The 17,555-nt window shown below is 62.4% G+C and carries 17 protein-coding genes; 9 read left to right on the top strand and 8 right to left on the bottom strand.

Translation table 11 applies throughout. The annotated features are described in order from the left end of the window. Positions 1 to 128: 128 nt before the first annotated feature. Both IFT47_RS01170 and IFT47_RS01165 read left to right on the top strand, forming a co-directional pair. Positions 129 to 1,250, top strand: coding sequence for an AAA family ATPase (locus IFT47_RS01170; RefSeq protein ID WP_197983667.1), 1,122 nt, complete (start codon positions 129 to 131; stop codon positions 1,248 to 1,250). Beyond that, positions 1,247 to 2,602: a DUF58 domain-containing protein gene (locus IFT47_RS01165; protein WP_192171713.1), complete on the top strand. Its 1,356-nt coding sequence runs from the start codon at positions 1,247 to 1,249 to the stop codon at positions 2,600 to 2,602. The genes IFT47_RS01170 and IFT47_RS01165 overlap by 4 nt, the downstream gene beginning before the upstream one ends. A gap of 11 nt (positions 2,603 to 2,613) precedes the next feature. Here the strand turns inward: IFT47_RS01165 and IFT47_RS01160 are convergent, their stop codons facing one another. Both IFT47_RS01160 and IFT47_RS01155 read right to left on the bottom strand, forming a co-directional pair. After that, on the bottom strand, positions 2,614 to 2,973 hold the full coding sequence (locus IFT47_RS01160) for a PilZ domain-containing protein (protein ID WP_192171714.1): 360 nt from the start codon (positions 2,971 to 2,973) through the stop codon (positions 2,614 to 2,616). A 313-nt stretch (positions 2,974 to 3,286) separates the two neighbouring features. Then, positions 3,287 to 3,658, bottom strand: a complete 372-nt coding sequence (locus IFT47_RS01155) for a tetratricopeptide repeat protein (RefSeq protein WP_192171715.1) — start codon at positions 3,656 to 3,658, stop codon at positions 3,287 to 3,289. 179 nt (positions 3,659 to 3,837) lie between these two features. Here IFT47_RS01155 and pyk point away from each other — a divergent pair, with 179 nt between their 5' ends. Then, positions 3,838 to 5,289, top strand: a complete 1,452-nt coding sequence (gene pyk, locus IFT47_RS01150) for a pyruvate kinase (protein WP_133772322.1) — start codon at positions 3,838 to 3,840, stop codon at positions 5,287 to 5,289. A 74-nt stretch (positions 5,290 to 5,363) separates the two neighbouring features. Here the strand turns inward: pyk and IFT47_RS01145 are convergent, their stop codons facing one another. Next, entirely contained in the window at positions 5,364 to 6,302 is a 939-nt protein-coding gene (locus IFT47_RS01145; RefSeq protein WP_192171716.1) for an iron-sulfur-binding ferredoxin reductase, read from the bottom strand. Further along, positions 6,295 to 7,401, bottom strand: a complete 1,107-nt coding sequence (locus IFT47_RS01140; RefSeq protein ID WP_192171717.1) for a GGDEF domain-containing protein — start codon at positions 7,399 to 7,401, stop codon at positions 6,295 to 6,297. Before IFT47_RS01140 ends, IFT47_RS01145 begins: the two co-directional genes overlap by 8 nt. Before the next feature lie 417 nt (positions 7,402 to 7,818). Here IFT47_RS01140 and IFT47_RS01135 point away from each other — a divergent pair, with 417 nt between their 5' ends. Then, complete coding sequence (locus tag IFT47_RS01135) at positions 7,819 to 9,342, top strand: fumarate hydratase (RefSeq protein ID WP_081567934.1); 1,524 nt, start codon at positions 7,819 to 7,821, stop codon at positions 9,340 to 9,342. A 74-nt stretch (positions 9,343 to 9,416) separates the two neighbouring features. Here the strand turns inward: IFT47_RS01135 and IFT47_RS01130 are convergent, their stop codons facing one another. The 3 genes from IFT47_RS01130 to IFT47_RS01120 all read right to left on the bottom strand — a co-directional run bounded on the left by IFT47_RS01130 (position 9,417) and on the right by IFT47_RS01120 (position 12,153). Beyond that, a complete protein-coding gene (locus IFT47_RS01130) occupies positions 9,417 to 10,574 on the bottom strand; it encodes a phospholipase D-like domain-containing protein (protein ID WP_192171718.1) in 1,158 nt (385 codons plus the stop codon). A gap of 149 nt (positions 10,575 to 10,723) precedes the next feature. Beyond that, a complete protein-coding gene (locus tag IFT47_RS01125; protein ID WP_192171719.1) occupies positions 10,724 to 11,062 on the bottom strand; it encodes an amidase in 339 nt (112 codons plus the stop codon). After that, positions 11,059 to 12,153, bottom strand: coding sequence for a serine hydrolase domain-containing protein (locus IFT47_RS01120; RefSeq protein ID WP_192171720.1), 1,095 nt, complete (start codon positions 12,151 to 12,153; stop codon positions 11,059 to 11,061). The genes IFT47_RS01125 and IFT47_RS01120 overlap by 4 nt, the downstream gene beginning before the upstream one ends. A 195-nt stretch (positions 12,154 to 12,348) precedes the next feature. Between IFT47_RS01120 and olsB the strand changes: the two genes are divergently transcribed. Together olsB and IFT47_RS01110 are read left to right on the top strand one after the other, a co-directional pair. Continuing rightward, positions 12,349 to 13,104 (top strand): L-ornithine N(alpha)-acyltransferase, encoded by a 756-nt coding sequence (gene olsB, locus IFT47_RS01115; RefSeq protein ID WP_192171721.1) that lies wholly within the window; start codon positions 12,349 to 12,351, stop codon positions 13,102 to 13,104. Beyond that, a complete protein-coding gene (locus IFT47_RS01110; RefSeq protein WP_192171722.1) occupies positions 13,104 to 13,892 on the top strand; it encodes a lysophospholipid acyltransferase family protein in 789 nt (262 codons plus the stop codon). Before olsB ends, IFT47_RS01110 begins: the two co-directional genes overlap by 1 nt. Here the strand turns inward: IFT47_RS01110 and IFT47_RS01105 are convergent. Continuing rightward, the gene (locus IFT47_RS01105) at positions 13,853 to 14,449 is read right to left on the bottom strand and encodes an acyl carrier protein phosphodiesterase (RefSeq protein ID WP_192171723.1); all 597 of its coding nucleotides are present in this window, start codon (positions 14,447 to 14,449) and stop codon (positions 13,853 to 13,855) included. The two genes, IFT47_RS01110 and IFT47_RS01105, sit on opposite strands and share 40 nt — an antisense overlap. A gap of 280 nt (positions 14,450 to 14,729) precedes the next feature. On the opposite strand from IFT47_RS01105, the gene IFT47_RS01100 reads away from it, so the two are divergent. The 3 genes from IFT47_RS01100 (at position 14,730) to IFT47_RS01090 (ending at position 17,353) form a co-directional block, all read left to right on the top strand. Then, complete coding sequence (locus IFT47_RS01100) at positions 14,730 to 15,038, top strand: ArsR/SmtB family transcription factor (RefSeq protein ID WP_192171724.1); 309 nt, start codon at positions 14,730 to 14,732, stop codon at positions 15,036 to 15,038. 37 nt (positions 15,039 to 15,075) lie between these two features. Then, positions 15,076 to 16,242, top strand: a complete 1,167-nt coding sequence (locus IFT47_RS01095; protein WP_192171725.1) for an MFS transporter — start codon at positions 15,076 to 15,078, stop codon at positions 16,240 to 16,242. Between the two features lie 61 nt (positions 16,243 to 16,303). Next, the gene (locus IFT47_RS01090; protein WP_192171726.1) at positions 16,304 to 17,353 is read left to right on the top strand and encodes an alkene reductase; all 1,050 of its coding nucleotides are present in this window, start codon (positions 16,304 to 16,306) and stop codon (positions 17,351 to 17,353) included. The last annotated feature ends 202 nt before the right edge of the window (positions 17,354 to 17,555 follow it).

The raw sequence follows: 17,555 nt of genomic DNA, 5'->3' as shown, positions 1-17,555 counted from the left end.
AAACCTCGACGCACCACCGCCTCTGACCTTTGAGGCTCGATATATTCGCATGATGCGGCGAGCCAGGCAGCTCGTTCAGCGGTGCAATGGCAAAATCCCCGAAGTCAAATCAGGTAAGCACTCGATTTATGGACGATAAAACGGACTTGAACATTAGCAAAACGCCCGAGCATGCGAGCGATCAACCGACCGAGCCAAGCCACGCGTCTAATCACCTCCCCATCCCTGAAACCGCAGCCGTGGACCACAAACACACCGAGCCGGCCACCGCTTCGGCCAGCCATCCGGCGCAGCAGCGCCAGCGCGCGATTCATCTGGCCCAAGCGGTGCGGCATGAGTTGCAAAAAGCAGTCATCGGCCAGGACGCCGTCATCGATGATGTATTGACCGCGCTGATTGGCGGCGGTCATGTGTTGCTCGAAGGCGTGCCGGGGCTGGGCAAGACGCTGCTGGTGCGGGCGCTGGCCCGGTGTTTCGGCGGCGAGTTTGCGCGCATTCAGTTCACCCCTGATCTGATGCCCAGCGACGTGACCGGCCATGCCGTGTACGACATGCAGAGCGAGCAGTTCAAGCTGCGCAAAGGGCCGCTGTTCACCCATCTGCTGCTCGCGGACGAGATCAACCGCGCCCCAGCCAAGACCCAGGCCGCGCTGCTAGAGGCGATGCAGGAACGTCAGGTCACACTGGAAGGCCGCGCGCTGCCGGTGCCGCAACCCTTCATGGTGCTGGCGACGCAGAACCCGATCGAGCAGGAAGGCACTTACCCGCTGCCCGAAGCCGAGCTCGACCGCTTCATGCTCAAGGTCCGCATGGATTATCCCCAGGCCGATCAGGAGCTGGAGATGGTCCGCCAGGTCACCCGCTCGACGCGCTCCGACATGCTCGATGTCCAGCCCCTTCGCACCTTGATGCAGGCAAAAGATGTGCTGGCGCTGCAACGCATCGCCGGCGATCTGCCGGTGGATGAACAGGTCCTCGATTACGCCGTGCGGCTGGCTCGCACCACTCGCACGTGGCCGGGCCTGACACTCGGCGCAGGGCCGCGGGCGTCCATCGCACTGATTCGGGGAGCGCGCGCACGGGCGCTGTTGCGTGGCGGCGAGTTCGTCGTACCTGACGACGTCAAAGGCTGCGCGCTGGCGGTGCTGCGTCATCGAGTGAGGCTAGCGCCGGAGCTGGACATCGAAGGCTTGTCAGTGGATCACGTGCTCAAGCAATTGCTGGATCAGGTGGCGGCGCCGCGTCGATGAAGCAACTGCTCAAGCCGTCGACACGCATGCTCTGGTGGCTGGCCGTCCTCCTCGGCGTCTCGGTGCTGCTCGGCATTCTGCAGGCATTGGGCCGCGGCCCGGCTGCCCGGCTGGACGGCTTTTTCTGGACCCTGCTGTGTGTGATGACTGCCGTCGCTGCGTTGGATGCCGCGTGGCTGTGGCGTCTGCCCTCCCCTCGGGCCAAGCGGCACCTGGCCGGCAGCCTGGGGATGGGACGCTGGAGCGAGGTGCGGGTCGAGCTGGAACACGATTCACCTCGCGCGCTTTCCTTAACCCTTTTTGATCATGGGCCTTCGGAGCCGGATGCCCGCTACGACACCGAGAATCTGCCCCAGGACGTCGTGCTGCGCCCACAGCGCACCGCCCAGCTGACCTATCGGCTGCGTCCGGCCAGTCGCGGGGATTTCACCTTCGAACGGACCGAGATCCTTATCCGCAGCCCGCTGCGCCTGTGGTCATCCCGACGTTATGTGCCCACCCATGACGCTGTCCGGGTGTACCCGGATTTCGCCCGTTTGCACAACGGGCAATTGCTGGGCGTCGAGAACTGGCTCAGGCAGATCGGCATCCGCCAACAGCCGCGCCGGGGGCTGGGCCGGGAATTTCATCAGCTGCGCGAATTTCGTGAAGGCGACAGCCTGCGTCAGATCGACTGGAAGGCCACGGCCCGGCATCGCGCGCCCATTGCGCGGGAATATCAGGATGAGCGCGATCAGCAAATCCTGTTCATGCTCGACTGCGGCAGACGCATGCGCAGCCAGGACGGGGAGCTGACGCATTTCGACCATGGGCTGAACGCCTGCCTGCTGCTGAGCTACGTGGCGTTGCGTCAGGGCGACGCGGTCGGTCTTTCAACCTTCGCGGGCGAACAGGACCGGCACCTGCCCCCCGTCAAAGGCGCTGGCCAGTTGAACGTGCTGTTGAATCACCTCTACAACGTTAACGCGACCCAGCGCCCCGCCGATTACGCGGTAGCAATGCGAAATATCCTCGTGCGGCAGAAACGCCGGGCGTTGGTGGTGTTGATCACCAACTTGCGGGACGAGGATGACGAGCAGCTACTGGAAGCGGTCAAACAGCTGAGTCGACATCATCGCGTGCTGATCGCCAGTCTGCGCGAGGCCGTCCTCGACGATCTGCGTCAAGCGCCGGTGCAGACCTGGCAAGAGGCTGTGGACTATTGTGGGACGGTCGATCTGCTCAACGCACGCAGCGGGCTGCATGAGCGTTTGGTCGCCCATGGCATCCCTGTGCTGGATGTGCGCCCCAGTGAGTTGGGGCCGGAGTTGGTCAGCCGATACATGAGCTGGAAAAAGGCCGGGGCTTTGTAGGGCGCCTGCCTTCAGGCGGACGCCTCCAGCGGATAGAAACTGAAGTAGTGCTGCAAGGCCTGAATGAGGACAAAGTATTCCGCCGGCGCCGCTTGCAGGCGGAAGCCGGAATCGAACACGCGTGGGGTCTCGTCTTCATGACACCACAGGCAGCTGGCGTCGATATCGATGTTGTACAGGCCGTTCTTGCCGTCGGGCACCTTCAGGCGCAGCTGAAAATCAGCCCCCACCAGAATGGGCAGATCGCTGATCAGCATCAGGCCTTGCTCAGACACGTTACCCAGGCAACCCAACGGTTTATCGGTATACCGGTTGAACACTTGCAGGTAGTAAGGCAGTTGGTGACGTTCGATTCGTCTTTCATTAAGCATTCGGACACTCGCCCTGAGATGACCATTGAGCATGGCCGCGCTAGTGCTTTGGGATTCGGTTGCACGGAACTGCCAGACCCGTGACGCCAGAATCCATCAGTTGAAAAACCGATGACGACATCTGACTCATTCGGCACTGGCAAAAGTCACTGATCCGAGCGGCCGATCAGCGATAACCCCGCTTATCACCCTGCTTTCGGATCAGTGGCGCTGCCGCCTTCGTCAAAACACTTAGGTCCCTACTCATCGCAGCCTAGCTCAGGTTTTCGCGATATCCACCCGAAAACGCGACCGTATATCCAGTCGGGTGTAACTAGCGTGAAGCACGCGGTGTGGCAGGCGGCGCGAGGTTGTCATGCCCCAACTGATGCAGGGTGTCCAGACGGGCCTTGGCGCGGAACGCGTACTCGCTTTCCGGGAACTGGGTGATGATGTACTGGTAGGTCTGCACGGCATCCATGTAGAACTTCTGGCGTTCCAGGCACTGGCCACGCAACATCGACACTTCGGGCTGGACATAGCGACGCGAACGGCTCTCGCGATCGACTTTCGACAGGTTGTACATCACCGCGTCACAGTCGCCCTGTGCGTAGGCGCGGTTGGCGTTGTTCAAATGGCTGTTCATTGCCCAGCGGGTGCAGCCACCCAAGGCAAGCAGCGCCACTAATATCATCACGATTCGCATGAGAGTCTCCTGTGCTCAGCCCTTGTATCGGCGTATTCCGGGATTTCTTCAAGGTCGATTTGACGGCCGCCGACCTGCCGATTGCCCAGCGATCCGGGGGGCAGGTAGTGCAAAGGAACAATGACTACAGAGCAATACAGTAGTAGCCTCTCGCTGCGCTTCATTTAAGGAGTTTGTGCATGACCGTTCGCCGCACCAAAATCGTAGCCACACTGGGCCCTGCCAGTAATTCGCCAGAAGTCATCGAGAAGCTGATTCTTGCTGGCCTGGACGTCGCCCGCCTGAACTTCTCCCACGGTACGCCCGACGAGCACAAGGCTCGCGCGAAGCTGATCCGCGACATCGCCGCCAAGAACGGCCGGTTCGTCGCGTTGCTGGGTGACCTTCAAGGCCCGAAAATCCGCATCGCCAAATTCGTCAACAAGAAGATCGAGCTGAAGGTAGGTGACAAGTTCATCTTCTCCACCAGCCATCCTCTGACCGACGGCAACCAGGATATCGTCGGTATCGATTACCCCGATCTGGTCAAGGACTGCGGCGTCGGCGACGAGCTGCTGCTGGACGATGGACGCGTGGTCATGCGCGTTGACACGCAAACCGCCGACGCACTGCATTGCACCGTGACCATCGGCGGCCCGCTGTCGGATCACAAAGGCATCAACCGTCGCGGCGGCGGTCTCACGGCTCCGGCGCTGACCGAGAAAGACAAGCAGGACATCAAGCTCGCTGCCGAAATGGACCTGGATTACCTGGCCGTTTCGTTCCCGCGGGATGCGGCCGACATGGAATACGCACGCAAGCTGCGTGACGAATCCGGCGGCACGGCCTGGCTGGTGGCGAAGATCGAACGCGCCGAAGCCGTTGCCGACGACGAAACCCTTGATGCGCTGATCCGCGCCAGTGACGCGGTCATGGTTGCCCGTGGCGACCTGGGCGTGGAAATCGGCGACGCGGAGCTTGTGGGCGTCCAGAAGAAAATCATCCTGCACGCACGTCGCCACAACAAGGCGGTGATCGTTGCCACGCAGATGATGGAATCGATGATTTCCAGCCCGATGCCAACCCGCGCCGAAGTGTCCGACGTGGCCAACGCCGTGCTCGACTACACCGACGCCGTGATGCTGTCCGCTGAAAGTGCCGCCGGTTCGTATCCGGTCGAAGCCGTAGAAGCGATGGCGCGTATTTGCGTCGGCGCCGAGCGTCATCCGACCGGCAAGACGTCCAGCCACCGCGTCGGTCACTCGTTCACCCGTTGTGACGAGAGCATCGCGCTGGCGGCCATGTACACCGCCAACCACTTCCCTGGCGTGAAAGCGATCATCGCGTTGACCGAAAGCGGCTACACCCCGCTGATCATGTCGCGTATTCGCTCCTCGGTGCCGATCTACGCGTTCTCACCGCACCGCGGCACCCAGGCGCGCGCGGCGATGTTCCGTGGCGTTTACACCATTCCGTTCGACCCGGCGGCACTGCCGGCCGGTCAGGTCAGCCAGTCGGCTGTGGACGAATTGGTCAAACGCGGTCTGGTCGAGCAAGGCGACTGGGTCATCCTGACCAAAGGCGACAGCTACCACACCATCGGCGGCACCAACGGCATGAAGATCCTGCACGTCGGCGACCCAATGGTTTAAGCGACACCGCCGCACCAAAAAGCCCCGCCTCGTGAGAGTGCGGGGCTTTTTTATGTCTTTGAACCCATGGACTGTCAGCCCTTCTCCACAAATACGTCCGCCAGTAACTGACCACGGGGCAATCCGGCAATGAACAACCGCTTCGAGAACGCCTCGACGCTGGCAGGCGACCCGCACACCAGCGCAATGGTCTGACGAGACGTCACGCGCAACCCACTCAGCACGGCCGAGAAGTCCGCCAGCTCGATCGACTCCACGTGCAGGTTCGGATGCTGGATCGCCAGCTCGCCGAGAGCCTCCGCCAGATAATGCCCTTGAGGCTCGCGCGCCAGATGTATCAGGCGAATCTCACCCTGATGGCCCTGCCGCAACGCCTCGCGCAGCACACCCCATAGCGGCGCCAATCCGGTGCCTGCCGCCAGCAGCCACAACGGCCGGTCCTGCCAGTCGGGGTCGTAGCGCAGCGCACCGCCCTGGAGTTCGCCGAGGCGGATCGGATCGCCCGGTTGCAGCGTGCGAGCGATATCAGCGAAAGCGCCAGGACGCTGGCAGTCGATGTGAAATTCCAGAAAGGGATCGTGCCCCGGCACGCTCGCCAACGAATAAGGCCGCGCCACGCCGCTTTCAGTCCACAGCACCAGATGCTGGCCGACGCGATAGCGCAACGGGCGTTCGGGGCTCAGTCGCAGGCGCAACACCGACGGGCTCAGCCAGTCAGCACCCACGACTGTCGACGGCAAGCCATCGCGCAAGGGGTCGAAGATTTCAACGGTCAGGTCGCTCGTCACCCGGCACTGGCACGACAGCCGCCAGCCCTGGGCGCGCTTGTCGGCATCCAGCGCGTCAGGCGCGGCATCCGCCGGATCACCACTGACGCAACGGACCATGCACGCGTGGCAACTGCCGGCGCGGCAGCTGTAGGGGACGGACAATCCGGCGTCGTTGAGGGCATCCAGCAAATTGGCCGCAGGCGCCACCGACCATTGCCGGTCGCCCACTCGCAACTCAGGCATCGGCGTAATCCCAGGCGCCGTGGCAGCGGTTGCGGCCCTGGTGCTTGGCGCGATACAGGGACTGGTCGGCCCGTTGCAGCGCCCGGTCCATGTGATCGCCGCGCTCGATAACCGTCATGCCGATCGACAGGCTCAGGTCCAGCTCAGGGAACTCGGGCAGCGTGACATGGGTGAAAGCGAGCCGGATGCGCTCACAGCAGTCGACCAGTTGCGCACGGGTGCAGCGCGGGATCAGCAAGACGAATTCTTCACCGCCATAGCGCGCGAGAATGTCATCGGAGCGCAGGCACTGGGCCGCGGTTTTGCCGAACATCTGCAGCACCCGGTCACCCGCGGCGTGCCCATGGATATCGTTGACGCGCTTGAAGTGATCAAGATCGATGAGCGCCAGTCCGGCGGTGTAATTGCCGTCCATGTGTTCGAGTTCGCGGGTGGCGATACGCAGGAAGTGACGGCGGTTACAGAGGTTGGTCAGCTCGTCGGTGGACGCCAGTTCTTCGAGCTGCAGCATCATGCCGCGCAGGGTTTCCTGATGCGCCTGCAAGGTGATGCGGCGCTGATGCATGCGGTTCCGTGAGTTCTGCACGAAGCGCGCGAACAGGCACAGCCAGGAAAAAACGATGAACAACGCGCAGGTCTGAATCGCCGCCAGCCCCGGATCGGCCAGGCGCCCGCGACTGGCGTCCCACAGGTTGATCCCGGCGAATCCCAGCAAGGCAAAGAGGGCGCAGCGGGCGAAAATACTGGGCCGCAGGTGAAACAATCCGAACATCAGCACCAGCACGTAAATGATCAGAAAGGTGCCGCGGGAGGCTTCCATATGGCTGATGAGAAACGTCTGCCAGGCCAGCCCAAGGAGCACCTGAAACTCGGTCAGGCTGGGGTCTTTGAAGCGTCGGTTGTAGCCACCGAAAAACACCAGGCTCAAGGCGGCCTGACAGAAAAGCACCAGCACACTGGTGCACCAGATCCCGAAGAAGGTGGCTTGATAGTAGCCGGTAAAATACGCCATCCATACGAGCATCAGCCCCAGCACATAGGTGCCGGTAGCGAGCGCGAAACGTTTCAGCAGCAAACGCTGGATAGTTTGGGCAGTCACTCGTTGACTCATCATGGGTATTAAGGGTCCGTCCCGTACCGGCAAGATGACCTGTGACACTTTTCAGGCACCAGATCAAAACCTTCCTGCGCCGTGCGCGGTAATGCAGGCAGCTTGCCACTGTAGTGCTTGCGTAAAAAAATGACTATTCAAATCCCTGTCTTTCCGGACAGCCGTAGCAATCTGTTTCATGCATGATTCAGTGCGGGTGCCGTACGGCGTTTTCGACGACGGTTTGGCCTTTGGCGGATGTACCTTAATCGACCTCGGGTTATACTGCCGCGCCTTTTTTACCCTGACCACGCCGAGGTGTTGCCCGGCTGTCTGACGCCTGATCAAGATGCTTTCGTCCGGCCCAAGCGGTCCCGTCGCCACCCGCAATTAGAATGTTCCCGCCAAATCAGAGGAGCGCGCCCAATGACCGTGATCAAGCAAGACGACCTGATCCAGAGTGTCGCTGACGCCTTGCAGTTCATTTCTTATTACCACCCCGTTGACTTCATCCAGGCCATGCACGAGGCCTACCTGCGTGAGGAATCCCCTGCCGCACGGGATTCCATGGCCCAGATTCTGATCAATTCTCGCATGTGCGCCACCGGTCATCGGCCGATCTGCCAGGACACCGGCATCGTCACCGTGTTCGTCCGTGTCGGCATGGACGTGCGCTGGGATGGCGCCACCATGGGCCTGGACGACATGATCAACGAAGGTGTGCGTCGCGCCTACAACCTGCCGGAAAACGTCCTGCGCGCCTCGATCCTCGCCGATCCGGCCGGCGCCCGCAAGAACACCAAGGACAACACACCTGCGGTCATCCACTACTCCATCGTCCCGGGTAACACCGTGGAAGTGGACGTAGCGGCCAAGGGCGGCGGTTCCGAAAACAAATCGAAGATGGCGATGCTCAACCCGTCCGACTCCATCGTCGACTGGGTGCTGAAAACCGTGCCGACCATGGGCGCTGGCTGGTGCCCGCCGGGCATGCTCGGCATCGGCATCGGCGGTACGGCCGAGAAAGCTGCGGTGATGGCCAAGGAAGTCCTGATGGAATCCATCGACATCCACGAGCTCAAGGCACGCGGCCCGTCGAACCGTCTGGAAGAAATGCGTCTGGAGCTGTTCGAGAAGGTCAACCAGCTGGGCATCGGCGCCCAGGGCCTCGGCGGTCTGACCACCGTGCTCGACGTCAAGATCATGGACTACCCGACCCACGCCGCGTCCCTGCCGGTGTGCATGATCCCCAACTGCGCCGCCACCCGTCATGCCCACTTTGTGCTCGACGGCTCCGGTCCGGCTTCGCTGGAAGCGCCGCCGCTGGACGCTTACCCGGAGATCGTCTGGGAAGCCGGCCCGTCGGCCCGCCGCGTCAACCTCGACACGCTGACGCCGGAAGACGTGCAGAGCTGGAAGCCGGGCGAAACGGTCCTGCTCAACGGCAAGATGCTCACCGGCCGAGACGCGGCGCACAAGCGCATGGTCGAGATGCTGAACAAGGGCGAAACCCTGCCGGTGGACCTGAAGGGTCGCTTCATCTATTACGTCGGCCCGGTTGATCCAGTGGGTGACGAAGTGGTGGGCCCTGCCGGTCCGACCACGGCGACGCGGATGGACAAGTTCACCCGCCAGATTCTCGAGCAGACCGGCCTGTTGGGCATGATCGGCAAATCCGAGCGCGGCCCGACCGCCATCGAAGCGATCAAGGACAATAAAGCGGTTTACCTGATGGCCGTTGGCGGCGCCGCGTATCTGGTCGCTCAGGCGATCAAGAAGTCGCAAGTGCTGGCCTTCCCGGAACTGGGCATGGAAGCGATCTACGAGTTCGAGGTCAAGGACATGCCGGTGACGGTTGCTGTCGACAGCAAGGGCGAGTCGGTTCACATCACGGGTCCCGCCATCTGGCAGAAGAAGATCAGTGAGAGCCTCGCGGTAGAGGTGCAGTAAGCATTTCGATCGTTAAAACGAAAAAGCCCGACCTGTGAGTCGGGCTTTTTTGTGGGCGATGGGTTGTGGAGCGTTTACCCCCGCCGATCCAGCACATTCACCACCAACCGATCCAGCCATCCCCAGACACGCTCCTGAACCCGTCGCCACAGCGGTCTGGATTTCCAGCCGTCCAGGGTGATTTCGCTGCTCACGGCGAAATCCTTGGTAAAGCTCGTGGCCACGGCGTGAGTCAGCGCGGGGTCGATCGCTTCGAGGTTGGCTTCCAGGTTGAAGCGCAGGTTCCAGTGATCGAAGTTGCAGGAGCCTACGCTGACCCAGTCGTCGATCAGCACCATCTTCAGGTGCAGGAAGCACGGCTGGTATTCGAAAATTTTCACCCCGGCCTTGAGCAGGCGCGGGTAATAACGGTGGCCGGCGTAACGAACCGAGGGATGATCGGTGCGCGGCCCGGTCAGCAACAAGCGCACGTCTACGCCCCGAGAGGCCGCGCGACGCAAGGCGCGGCGGACTTTCCAGGTCGGCAGAAAATACGGCGTCGCCAGCCAGATGCGCGTCTTGCTGGTGTTCAGCGCGCGCACCAGGGACTGCACGATATCCCGATGCTGACGGGAGTCGGCATACGCCACGCGCCCCAGCCCATGCCCACCGACGGGCGCCTTGGGCAGGCGCGGCAGACCAAAGTTTTCCGCTGGCCGCCACGCCCGCCGCCGAGGGTTGGCGTGGAACTGGCGATCGAACAGCGCTTGCCAGTCAATCACCAGCGGGCCGCGAATCTCGACCATCACCTCATGCCACTCGCTGCTGTTCAGGTCCGGGCGCCAGAATTCATCAGTGACCCCCGTCCCGCCCACCACCGCCAGCGCTTTGTCCACCAACAGCAGTTTGCGGTGGTCGCGGTAAAGGTTGCGCAGGCCGCGTCGCCAATGCACCCGGTTATAGAAACGCAGGATCACGCCCGAATCGGTCAGGCGCTTGCGCAAGCCGATCGTGAAAGCCGCCGACCCGAAATCATCGAACAGACAGCGCACGATGACCCCGCGGCTCGCCGCACCCACCAGCGCCTGCACGATCGCTTCGGCACAGGCGCCGGCTTCGACCAGATACAGTTCGAGTTCGATCTGCTGCTGCGCACCTTCGATCGCGGCGATCATGCGCGGAAAAAACGCAGGGCCGTCGATCAGCAGGTTGAACTGGTTGTCTTCGCGCCACGGAAAAATCGCGCCCCTCATGGGCGGCTCGCCGTGGCGGTCAGCAGGCAGGTTTGAGCAGCGCTTGCCGGGCGGACAAGCGAGGATGGAATGCGAATGGACATGCAGACTCCAGAGGGTGCGATACGCAACCCTATCCGCCTGTCTGACCGCAGGCAAACTTCAACGTTCTACGGCACCGGCGATGACAGCCGGCAGCCTTGGCGCTGGCCTTCCCAGCGCGCTTCGCTGTCGCGGCCCAGCCCTGTCGCGGTGATGCGCTTGTTCAGGGCATCCTCGTTGATCGTGCTGGGCAGCCACTGTTTGACGTAGCTGTGGCAATACTCCGCCGGGTTGTTCATGACGAAGCGGCACGAGCAATATTCCTTGGCGGTATAGGCGCTGATGATGCTGGGAAATACCTGCAGCTGAACCCGCCAGTTCCAGATCAGGCCGGCGATGATCAGCAGCACCAGTAGGGCGAGACTGCTGAACGGGCGGCGTCGGATAAAAGCTTTGCGAGCGATCATTTGCCACCCTCCCCGGCCACAGCGCTCAGCGCCAGCTTGAGCAGTTGATTGTGGTCGTAGCTGCCGTCGCGATCGTCGGCGTAACGAACGATCACCAGCTTCTCGCTGGGGATTACGTACAGCGCTTGCCCCCAATGGCCAAGTGCGGCAAAGGTGTCCGCCGGTGCGTCTGGCCACGGTTCAGGCTTGCCATCGGCGGTTTTGTTCAGCCACCAGTGACCGCCGGGGGCTTCATCGGGCGGGGTCGGGGTCAGGGATTTGAACGGCGTGAGGTTGAAATCAACCCAGGCCCTGGGCAGCAACTGGCGGTCTTGCCAGCGCCCGCCGCGTTCCATCAGCAAGCCGATGCGCGCCAGGTCGCGGGCCGTCATGTACGCGTAGGACGACCCGACAAAGGTGCCGGTGGTATCGCGCTCCCACGTGGCGCTGGAGATGCCCAGCGGCTCGAACAACGCAGTCCACGGGTAATCGCCGTAAGCGCTGTCACCGACCACGCCTTTCAGTGCAGCGGCGAGGACGGTGCTGTCGCCGCTGGAATACCGGTATGAAGTGCCCGGCGCACTGGCGACGCCGTGCTCGGCGGTGTACCGCGCCATGTCGCCGCGCCCTCGGGTGTAAAGCATCGCGACGACCGACGAGTTAAGGGGCGCGTATTTGTAATCCTCCTGCCAGTCCAGGCCCGAAGCCCAGTGCAGAAGGTCCTGAAGCTTGATGTCGGGATGCACGCTGAATGGCGGGTAGAAATTGGCGACGGGGTCCTCAAGTTTGAAGCGGCCTTCAGCAAAAGCGACGCCCAGCACGCTGGCCAAAATGCTTTTGCTGATCGACCAGGTCAGGTGTGGGGTGTCTGCCCGGGTCACGCCGCCATAGCGTTCATACACCACTTCGCCGTCGTGGATGATCAGCAGCGCATCCGTGCGCACGCCTTTGCGTTCGACCTCGTCGCGGGGCGGGAAGGCGTAGGCATCGAGGGCCGCTACGGCAGCGCTTTCACTGAGCGGGCGCTCGGACCACTCCGGCGCGGGCCAGGTTTCGGCAGCGGCCGAACAGCTGATGAGGAACAGCGCGAAGGTGAACAGCAGACGGGTCATGAAGGGGACTCGGGCTCGGATGCAGGCAACCCTAGCAGGCAAAAATGACAGCACAGGGAACCCAAACCCCTGTCACGCAACCATCACCAAAGCTTAATGGTGGTGACACGGCCTCTCCCTAGCCTGAATTCGTACAGCAATGCTCGAACAATCAGTCGACCCGCCTGGACGAAGGCGGGATTACGGAGACGCCGCATGACTCAGATCGCCAGCATTCGAGACACCCGAACCGAACGTCGCCTGCAGGCAGAACGCCTGGTCGGTGAGAAGGCCCTGCAGGAAGCACAGGCTTTGCGCTTCAGTGTGTTCAGTGGCGAGTTCAACGCCAGGCTCAAGGGCGCCGAGCTGGGCCTGGACGTCGATGATTACGACGTACACTGCGTGCACATCGGCGTGCGAGACCTGAGCAGCGGCCGCTTGGTCGCCACCACCCGTTTGCTGGACCACAAAGCCGCAAATACCCTGGGCCAGTTCTACAGCGAAGAAGAATTCAGCCTCCATGGCCTGCGCCATTTGCAGGGCCCGATCCTGGAACTGGGTCGCACCTGTGTCGATCCTTCCTACCGCAACGGCGGCACCATCGCCGTGTTGTGGAGCGAATTGGCCGAGATCCTCAACGAAGGCGGCTACAGCTACTTGATGGGCTGCGCCAGCATTCCGATGCAAGACGGCGGCATTCAGGCCCACGCGATCATGCAGCGCCTGCGCGAACGCTATCTGTGCACCGAGCACCTGCGCGCCGAACCGAAGAATCCCCTGCCGACGCTGGACCTGCCCAACAACGTGATCTGCGAGATGCCGCCGCTGCTCAAGGCCTATATGCGCCTGGGCGCGAAGATCTGCGGCGAACCGTGCTGGGACGAAGATTTCCAGGTCGCCGACGTGTTTATCCTGCTCAAACGCGACGACTTGTGCCCACGCTACGCCCGCCACTTCAAGGCTGCGGTGTGATGAGCACCTGGCGCAGTCATGCGCGCGTGGTGCGGGTGCTCTGGGTCATCGCGCTGGGCCTGAGCATCGCCGGCACCTTTGCCCTGATGGAACGCCTGCGCATCGGCAATTCCATGGCCCGTCGCCAGCGCTGGACCGCCTGGTTCATGGCGCGCCTGAGTGCGGCGCTGCCGTTTCGCGTGAACGTTAGCGGCAAGTTGCCGAGCGAGCCGATGTTGTGGGTGAGCAATCACGTGTCGTGGACCGACATCCTGCTGCTGGGGATGCTGGCGCCGCTGTCGTTCCTGTCCAAAGCCGAGGTGCGCACCTGGCCGGTGGCGGGCTGGCTGGCGTTGAAAGCCGGGACACTGTTCATCCGCCGGGGCTCGGGCGACAGCAAGCTGATTCAGAAGCAGATGGGCCAGCACTTGCTGGGCAGGCATTCACTGGTGATCTTCCCCGAGGGCACCACCACCGACGGCCGCAGCTTGCGCACCTTCCACGGCCGCCTGCTGTCGAGCGCGATTGAAACCGGCGTGCCGGTGCAGCCTGTTGCCATTCAATATGTGCGGGACGGCCAGCCGGATCAGATCGCGCCTTTCATTGGCGACGACGACCTGCTCTCGCACCTGCGTCGACTGTTTGCCAATGAGGTGAGTGAGGTGCACATCCAGTTACTCTCGCCGATCGCTTCCCAGGGGAAAGAACGCGCAGCGCTGGCGTTCGAAGCGCAGCAGGCGGTGCAGATCGCGTTGTTCGGCGAGGCGGTTCAACCGGCGACGGTAGGGTCCGCCGCCAAAGCCGCTTGAGCAAACGCCTGAAGCTCAGGGTAAAACGCGCTGAAGTCGTCACTCAGCGGTCGATACAGCGCGTGCAGTTCCTGGTAGACGCCGGCCAGCCCTTCCGGCCGTGACAAGCGCCGCGAGATGCCGGCCAGCGCATCGCCCACCACCGAAAATTCCCGGTACGAACCCAACCAGTCCTGCGCTGCCATGCGCGGGGCAATCAGCGCCAGCCGCTCCGGCAACGCAGGCTCATCGGCCAGCACGCGGTAGACCTTGCGGGTGAAGGCGTCCAGAGGCTGGTCTGAATACCGATGCCAGTCCCGCGCCAGGCAGTGGTCGAAAAACACATCCAGTGCGATGCCGGCATAGCGCCGACGGCCGTCGGGAAAACGCCCCAGCGCTTGTTTGATCAGCGGATGCGAATCGGTGAACGCATCGATGCGCCGATGCAGACGAATCGCGCTTTCGATGTCCGCCGGGAAACGTCCGGGCAGCAGCCCTTTGACGAAGTCGCCATACAGGCTGCCCAGCAATTGCGCCGGCGCCTGCCCGCCGAGGTGCAGGTGTGCGAGGTAATTCATGGTTGTTGCCTTTATTGCCGCGGGCCTTCTTTTTGCGCCTGTCTCCGCTGAATGTGCGGGGGGCCATTCGCAATGACGTGGGTACAGTCGCCACATTCCCCGCGCCTGTAAAGCGGGATCGCCTTCGAACGCTCTACCAAACCACCGGGCCAAAACCATATCGTTATAACCCGATATAACGATTGAGCCTGGGCTAAGCACCGATTCATATTTGTATATCGCGATTTATAGATATAAGGTTCGCCCCATCGCGATACAGCGCACCTGCACTGAGAACGACATGCCCACTGACATCGACATCGACGAAATCATCAAAGCCCTGGCTCATCCGGTTCGCCGGCAAATTCTGGACTGGCTCAAAGACCCGGTTGCGACCTTCCCCGATCAGCGTCACACGATTGATGGCGGTGTCTGTGCCGGCCAGATCGACCAGCGCGCCGGTCTGTCCCAGTCGACCGTTTCGGCCCATCTGTCAACGCTGCAACGGGCCGGATTGATCACCAATCAGAAGCACGGCCAGTGGCATTTTTTCAAGCGCAACGAAGACGTCATTCAGGCGTTCTTGCAGCAACTGACGCAGCGGCTCTGAGCCCTTCGCCACACACCCGCTTTTCAGGAGACGCAACGTGCCCCTTTCATTACTCATTCTGGCCCTGAGCGCCTTTGCCATCGGGACGACCGAGTTCGTCATCATGGGCCTGCTCCCCGACGTCGCCAACGACCTGGGCGTCAGCATTCCCGGCGCCGGCTGGCTGGTCACCGGCTACGCCTTGGGCGTCGCGATCGGCGCGCCGTTCATGGCGATGGCCACCGCGAAACTACCGCGCAAGGGTGCGCTGGTCACGCTGATGGGCATCTTCATCATCGGCAACCTGCTCTGCGCACTGGCGGCGGACTACAACATCCTGATGTTCGCCCGCGTGGTCACCGCGCTCTGCCACGGCGCGTTCTTCGGCATCGGTTCTGTCGTTGCTGCGGGGCTGGTCCCGGCCAATCGCCGCGCTTCGGCCGTCGCGCTGATGTTCACCGGCCTGACCCTGGCCAACGTCCTCGGCGTGCCGCTGGGCACTGCGTTGGGACAACAGGCCGGCTGGCGCTCGACCTTCTTCGCCGTCACGGTAATTGGCGTCATCGCCTTCATCGGCCTGATTCGCTTCCTGCCAAGCAAACGCGACGAAGAGAAACTCGACATGCGCGCTGAACTGGCGGCGCTCAAAGGCGTAGGCATCTGGCTGTCGCTGAGCATGACCGCGCTGTTCGCTGCGTCCGTATTCGCGCTATTCACCTACGTCGCGCCGCTGTTGGGCGAAGTCACCGGCGTCTCGCCTTTGGGCGTGACCTGGACGCTGATGCTTATTGGTCTCGGTTTGACGCTGGGCAATATCATTGGCGGCAAACTTGCCGACCGCCGACTGGCCGCTACGCTCATCGGCGTGTTCATCGCCATGGCGGTGATCTCCACGGTGCTGAGCTGGACCAGTACCGCGCTGATCCCGGCCGAGATCACCCTGTTTCTCTGGGCCACCGCCGCATTCGCCGCCGTGCCTGCCCTGCAGATCAATGTGGTGACCTTCGGCAAGGCCGCGCCCAATCTGGTGTCCACCCTGAACATCGGCGCCTTCAACGTCGGCAACGCGCTGGGCGCCTGGGTCGGCGGCAGCGTCATCGCCCATGGTTTCGGCCTGACCACCGTGCCGCTGGCAGCCGGCGCTCTGGCGGTCCTTGCCCTGGTGGTCACGTTGATCAATTTCCGTCAGCCCAACGATGCCGAACTGGCTGCCGCGACGAGCTGATTACCCTCATTTTTTGAAACCTGCGGATCCACCCTTTACCGACTGCACAAAGGATTTCACGATGACCACGATTTTTGACCCGATCAAGATGGGCGACCTGGAATTGGCCAACCGCATCATCATGGCGCCGCTGACCCGCTGCCGTGCCGACGAAGGCCGCGTGCCCAACGCGATGATGGCCGAGTATTACGTTCAGCGCGCCTCGGCTGGCCTGATCATCAGCGAAGCCACGTCGGTGATGCCGATGGGCGTGGGCTACCCTGACACCCCGGGCATCTGGTCCAACGACCAGGTGCGCGGCTGGGCCAACATCACCAAAGCCGTGCACGCGGCGGGCGGCAAGATCGTGCTGCAACTGTGGCACGTGGGTCGCGTTTCGCACCCGACCTACCTCAATGGCGAAACCCCGGTCGCACCGAGCGCCATCCAGCCAAAAGGCCACGTGAGCCTGGTGCGTCCGCTGTCTGACTTCGTCACCCCGCGCGCGCTGGAACTGGCGGAAATCGAAGAAATCGTCGACGCCTACCGCGTCGGTGCCGAAAACGCCAAGGCGGCCGGCTTTGACGGCGTCGAGATCCACGGCGCCAACGGTTACCTGCTCGACCAGTTCCTGCAAACCAGCACCAACACCCGCACCGATGCCTACGGCGGCTCGCTGGAAAACCGCGCGCGTCTGTTGCTGGAAGTGACCGACGCCGCCGTTGAAGTCTGGGGCGCTGGCCGCGTTGGTGTACACCTGGCACCCCGCGCTGATGCCCATGACATGGGCGACGCCAACCTGGCCGAGACCTTCACCTACGTCGCCAGCGAACTGGGCAAACGCGGCATCGCTTTCATCTGCGCCCGCGAACGCGAACTCGACGACAGCCTGGGCCCACGCCTGAAAGAAGCCTTCGGTGGGGTGTTCATCGCCAACGAGAAATTCACCAAAGAAAGCGCCAACGAGTGGCTGGCGACCGGCAAGGCGGATGCCGTGGCGTTTGGCGTGCCGTTCATTGCCAACCCTGACCTGCCAGCGCGTCTGGCCAAGGATGCCCCGCTCAACGAGCCGCATCCTGAAACCTTCTACGGCAAAGGCGCCGAAGGCTATCTGGACTACCCGACGCTGTAAGCAGGAAGGACGCGGAGCGTTGAGGGCTGCATTCCCACGCGGAGCGTGGGAACGATCAGAACTGATGGCGCACTCACTGGCCCTTCCCGGCTAAAGCCGGTCCTACAAAAGCACCGTACGCACCCGTAGGACCGGCTTTAGCCGGGAAGCTCTTGATCTGGTTTTGATTTGCTTTTGATCTTCGTACGCAGCAAGCCCAGTC

Source organism: Pseudomonas sp. CFBP 13711 (assembly GCF_014842265.1).
GTDB lineage: Bacteria > Pseudomonadota > Gammaproteobacteria > Pseudomonadales > Pseudomonadaceae > Aquipseudomonas.
The sequence above is the reverse complement of the archived record's forward strand: the minus strand, read 5'-3'. Positions and strand labels throughout refer to the sequence as shown.